Consider the following 4,821-nt stretch of genomic DNA (forward strand, 5'->3'; position numbering starts at 1 on the left):
TATTCCTTCTGGCTGTTGCGTTTGAACGCCTGATAATCCATCTTCGTTTCACCTCCTTGCCTTAGTCTGGAACCGACGGTCATTTTGCACCTGCATGTTTCCGGTGAGACTGGAGTTGACGGCTGAAATACTTTTCAAAGTATCGCCGCATGTAATAGGCCGCTGTCTCATCGTCCAACTCCCAACAGCGTCTGAACCATGCGTACAGCAATGTGCCCGCGATTCGCACACTGCCGTTGGCGACCAGCCGCTTTAATAACGTCTGCAACTCATCCGGTAAACCTCTGCGTACGACCATTTGCGTTCACCTCCCTTCCATGTTCCGGCACTCTCACAACCGGTGATTTTCACTGTCAAATGCCCGCGACAAATAACCCGCTTTGATGCAAGCAGGCAAATCAACGATATTGAGTTAAATGTCAGGCTGTTAGGACTGCAACCGCACGGCAATCCGCAACTGACGGCTCAAATACCAACCGTCATGCTGTAAATCCCGGGCGATCTTGCCGTAATCCAGATATGGGATCACTGACGGCGGCACATGGCCGAACAATCCTTCTTCTACCATCTGCTCCGCAACGTCGGCCAAATCATCGATGTCGTAGTACACGATGAACTCCCCGGCCTGCAATGCCTGAATCACCTCATTACGATTGCCTAGAAATTCACACAGTGCTACGACCAGCCTGTCGTCGTAACGGTTCAATATCTTCATGTCATCATTTATGGCAAACACATCCTCGTATTCGCCAATGGCAAAGGGAGATTCATAATCATGAATCGCGTATTCTTCGTCTTTGCCAAGCACATCCCGGATGCATTGCTTCAGTTCATGCCGTTCCATTGGCAACGTGACCCAACGGCCAACCAGTTTCCCTTCGTTGTATTTCGCCAGATTGGCGATATACACGTTGATCAACATTCTGCATCTTCCTTTCTTATTGTTTTTTCAACATAAAGACATCAATTTCAGTTAGTGTTCAGCGGCGGGGCAAAAGCTTGTCGTACTTCACATAGCACTCACTGCATACCACTCTGGATTCGGGCACGGAATAAACAAATGCATCAACAAAGATGTCCTCTCCCTCCTGCACATCCAAAACCTTTCCGCAGTCATCACAATTCACTTTGCCGCTGTCGTATGATTGGGCATTGATTGGATTTCGCTGATCGCCGTCGTTAAGGCTCAATCCCAAGACGGCAATTCTGCTCAACGATAATCGCTTCCGAAGCATGGTAGCACCTCCTTTCTTTGTGATTTGGCAAGCCTCTCACCTTGCCGCTGTGTCCTCGCTGTCAAAACGGTATTTATCGCCTGAAAAACAAAAAAGGACTGCTATCTGCCAAATGAGCAGACAACAGTCCTATGCAACCGGGTGGGGCATGAAACGGAAGGCCCCCGCCTTCAATTATGCATGGGGGTGCCGCCGGAAAATGTATATCATTTTTCTTCTATATAGGGCCGATTAATGCTGTGCATACGATATTTTCAACGAGTCTTCCGATCAATGGTGTTTAGAAATTCACGGGCCAACGTCAGAACAAAGTCCACTTCTTCAATTTGACGCTCACTCAGTAAAGTGATCAAGTCTTCGATTTTGTTTTGTATTTCGCCATTCCCGGAATGTTCCGTTATTTCATCTATATCCTCAAACAGTTGAGCGGGCCTTACGCCCAAAGCATTGATAATCTTGCCTAACGATTCCAGCGATATATTGCGGGTTCCACGTTCAACATCACTTATATAGCTGAAGCTAAGTCCAGATTGCTCCGCCAGACGTTCCTGCGTCATGCCTCTTAACTTTCGAATCTTGCGGATTTGTTCACCTACCATTTGCTTGAAATCCATTATGTATCACCTCTACTTCAGCTTAGTAGAGTGTGATTGTGACTTTTATCCTAACATAGTGTTGGTAATACTACACTTAAAAGTGAAGTTTGTAGTATAATTGCCTTGGATACATCTGCCAAGATTCTACAATTTCTATCAAGGGGGACATTTATCAGCAACCGAAATGAGAGATGAATGTGAACCATATTCAAAGGGACAAGGAGAAAAGATGGCCATGATGCCCATCCTACGCTACTATCCTATCCTATCCTTCAGTCCATTGATAATGTAGCTCTGTTTTTTCAGTAGATTCATAGCTTACGGAGGAATGAAAATGGTACATAAGAAAATCGCATCTGCACTAATAGCAATCCTCATGATATTCACCCTGACCGGAACGATGTTTGCGGCTCCTGTTGAATACGGCGAAGAGCTTCAGAACATGCCGCAGAATACGCCGACAGTATCGTTTACCGATTTGCCGAACACCCATTGGGCGTATAAATATATCGCAGAAATGGTGAACAAGAAAGTGCTTGAAGGTTATCCGGATCATAAGTTTCGTCCGGATAACACAATATCCCGTGCTGAATTTGCAACCATCATCGTCAAAGCGGCTGGCCTGCAAGCGAAAAAAGTCAACTATTCGTCGTTCAGCGACGTAAAGGTAACGGACTGGTATTCGCCTTGGATTGAGACCGCCAAAGACTACCTTACCGGTTACAGGGCGGCAAACGGTGAGTACATTTACAATCCGACAGCACCGGCGTTGAGGGAAGATATTACCGTCGCCATCGTCAAACTGAAGGGGTACGATGTTGCACGTCTGGCCAATCGCTCCATCATCGAAGCAATGTTCAAGGATTACGAGGGCATTTCGGAAAGTGCGAAGGACTACGTTGCCATCGCTGTTGAGAACGGTCTTGTTTCTGGGTATCCCGATGAAACGTTCCGTCCGCAAAACAGCATCACCCGGGCCGAAGCCGCCGCGTTGCTGTGGCGGGCATTCATGTATGGCAACGACAACAAAGGCGTAGGAGGGGGCGACCAATCGACGATAACCCCAACAATACCTACACCGCCCGTAACTCAACCGGGACAAACAGCACCAAGCCAGCCGCAACAACCGTCGCAGGCGGCGAAATTCAGCGTGGATACACTTGTTGGCGGGATGGGGGCCGGTATTGTAGATGGGCCGGTCAGACAGGCAAAAATATCGTCAGTGAAGGGCATGACTCTTGATGGAGACGGAAACATTTTCTTTCTTGACAGTGCAGACAATAAAAATAAAGTCCGCAAATTTAATAAATCAAATGGTACAGTCGAAACCATCACAATAGACCGCTCATTCGACTGGGATTATAGAAAAGACGGTAAAGCAGTCCACTACGACTACACGAAATTAATCCCGAAAAAATTGGTATACAATCAAGCAAGCAATAAAGTCTATTTATTAGGGATGAACGATGCCAGTGAACTAATATACGAAATCTACCCAACAGTACAAATGGCAGTATATAATCTGAATTCATATCGCTCGATATACAAATCCTATAACTTTTTTCAATTCTTAAATGACAAAACACTTGTATATGCAGAGACGGAAAGTGATCGTGGTGAATCTTTTGTTTATCAAGGGGAGACAGGTTCGGAAGCTACTCGGATGCCGCGAGCAACGATCATACTGGAGTGAAGTTTTGGACTAATTTCTATGCGTCTTATTGGGATGAAGATAATAAATATGGCAAAGGTGACGCGGTTCTAACAGATTCAGACTTTTATGTTTTTGACACTGGCAATAAGACTCTCAGTAAGATTCATCTATTCCCTCGAAAAGTAGAGTCAGTCATCAAATTTGACAATATGAGCTTTGATAGTCTTACAGCTTATGAAGGGAAGTTTTATTTATCCAGCGGTACGACAATTTATGAGTTAACCACAGATGGTAAACTGAACATCTTCATCAACGGCAATGACCTGACCTACAACGACGGCAATCCGATCAAAAAAATCAGTCAATTGAGTTTTGACAGCAACGGTAACGTCATTATTTATGATGACGACAATAAAGCGATTCGTCGCATCAATTTGTAGTTTTCTAATCAATCTGTGGGAGCCGCTGTGCTCCCTCTATTTACATTAAGACTTCACTCCAAACATACGAAAGAAGGTACATTCAATGGCAACCTTGGCATTGCTGTTAAAAATCATCGGTGCTGTTTCGGAAGTTTCCGGCATTGTACATATCATTGCTTCGATTAGAAAGAAGAAGAGAACACAAATAGGAATCGGATTCATCATTTTGGTTGTTGGCGTAATTTTGCTTGTGATTGCGACTAACATCGAAGACAAGATGAGAGCCGGATACTACTAAGCATTGAAAGGAAGGTAACCAGTGAGGCTGTTTATAAAGATCATGTTGTCCTTGCTAGCGTGTTGTATTGCCGTCGTAATGATCATCAAGCTCATACCGAAGGAACGGTTATTGTTATCCGCAGTAAACGAACGAGACATGAACATGGTGGACTGGATGTTGAAACTCGGGGCCGATCCGAATGCACATACCGATTCTGCGTACACACCATTGAATCTTGCTGTCAGAAACGGCGACATAAACATGATAAGAAAACTTCTGGCCCATGGTGCCAGTCCGAATGAGCAAGCGAACTACGGAAGCGGGGAGAAGATACTCGTTGGCAATCTATCTATCGCCATAAATTACGTTGATGATCCGGTGCCGGTCATTCAATTATTAATTGAAGCGGGCATAAATGTTGCTGATGATCCATATGCACTGAAAGATGCAATCGAGAGGGGACAAATAAAAGCAGTGGAGTTATTGATTCGGCACGGGGCCGATATTAACGGCGGTCTTCAGTTCGCGATCATGTATGACAAACTCGACATTATCAGATTGATGCTGGAAAGCGGTGCAGACCCAAATCAAGGAGTCATGCTGGCCAAAATGACGTATAACCAAGAGGCATTGC

8 protein-coding genes are annotated in these 4,821 nt (G+C 45.1%); 4 read left to right on the plus strand and 4 right to left on the minus strand.

Annotation, left to right across the window (positions count from 1 at the left end; all coding sequences use genetic code 11):
* Nucleotides 1–79: 79 nt before the first annotated feature.
* From ACFSW5_RS25965 to ACFSW5_RS25980, 4 genes are all read right to left on the minus strand, one after another.
* Nucleotides 80–298 (minus strand): hypothetical protein, encoded by a 219-nt coding sequence (locus tag ACFSW5_RS25965; RefSeq protein WP_124332270.1) that lies wholly within the window; start codon nt 296–298, stop codon nt 80–82.
* A 129-nt stretch (nt 299–427) separates the two neighbouring features.
* The gene (locus ACFSW5_RS25970) at nt 428–922 is read right to left on the minus strand and encodes an antirestriction protein ArdA (protein ID WP_339166932.1); all 495 of its coding nucleotides are present in this window, start codon (nt 920–922) and stop codon (nt 428–430) included.
* Nucleotides 923–980: 58 nt separating this feature from the next.
* Nucleotides 981–1,235 carry a hypothetical protein gene (locus ACFSW5_RS25975; RefSeq protein WP_339166930.1) on the minus strand — a complete coding sequence of 85 codons (255 nt, stop codon included), beginning with the start codon at nt 1,233–1,235 and terminating at the stop codon, nt 981–983.
* 254 nt (nt 1,236–1,489) lie between these two features.
* Nucleotides 1,490–1,849, minus strand: a complete 360-nt coding sequence (locus tag ACFSW5_RS25980) for a helix-turn-helix domain-containing protein (protein ID WP_339166928.1) — start codon at nt 1,847–1,849, stop codon at nt 1,490–1,492.
* A gap of 316 nt (nt 1,850–2,165) precedes the next feature.
* On the opposite strand from ACFSW5_RS25980, the gene ACFSW5_RS25985 reads away from it, so the two are divergent.
* From ACFSW5_RS25985 to ACFSW5_RS26000, 4 genes are all read left to right on the plus strand, one after another.
* A complete protein-coding gene (locus ACFSW5_RS25985) occupies nt 2,166–3,524 on the plus strand; it encodes an S-layer homology domain-containing protein (RefSeq protein WP_379280429.1) in 1,359 nt (452 codons plus the stop codon).
* Entirely contained in the window at nt 3,521–3,925 is a 405-nt protein-coding gene (locus ACFSW5_RS25990; protein WP_379280432.1) for a hypothetical protein, read from the plus strand. Before ACFSW5_RS25985 ends, ACFSW5_RS25990 begins: the two co-directional genes overlap by 4 nt.
* Before the next feature lie 85 nt (nt 3,926–4,010).
* Nucleotides 4,011–4,205 carry a hypothetical protein gene (locus ACFSW5_RS25995; protein ID WP_041049469.1) on the plus strand — a complete coding sequence of 65 codons (195 nt, stop codon included), beginning with the start codon at nt 4,011–4,013 and terminating at the stop codon, nt 4,203–4,205.
* Nucleotides 4,206–4,349: 144 nt separating this feature from the next.
* Nucleotides 4,350–4,821 (plus strand): ankyrin repeat domain-containing protein (locus ACFSW5_RS26000; protein ID WP_379280437.1); only part of this gene is annotated, 472 nt, incomplete at its 3' end.

The organism is Paenibacillus thailandensis (genome assembly GCF_042685365.1).
GTDB classification, from domain to species: domain Bacteria; phylum Bacillota; class Bacilli; order Paenibacillales; family Paenibacillaceae; genus Paenibacillus_AP; species Paenibacillus_AP thailandensis.

Bases quoted from the DNA above. Each gene is read 5' to 3' on its own strand.
- ACFSW5_RS25965 (WP_124332270.1), bottom strand. From the start codon at position 298: ATGGTCGTACGCAGAGGTTTACCGGATGAGTTGCAGACGTTATTAAAG.
- ACFSW5_RS25970 (WP_339166932.1), bottom strand. From the start codon at position 922: ATGTTGATCAACGTGTATATCGCCAATCTGGCGAAATACAACGAAGGG.
- ACFSW5_RS25975 (WP_339166930.1), bottom strand. From the start codon at position 1,235: ATGCTTCGGAAGCGATTATCGTTGAGCAGAATTGCCGTCTTGGGATTG.
- ACFSW5_RS25980 (WP_339166928.1), bottom strand. From the start codon at position 1,849: ATGGATTTCAAGCAAATGGTAGGTGAACAAATCCGCAAGATTCGAAAG.
- ACFSW5_RS25985 (WP_379280429.1), top strand. From the start codon at position 2,166: ATGGTACATAAGAAAATCGCATCTGCACTAATAGCAATCCTCATGATA.
- ACFSW5_RS25995 (WP_041049469.1), top strand. From the start codon at position 4,011: ATGGCAACCTTGGCATTGCTGTTAAAAATCATCGGTGCTGTTTCGGAA.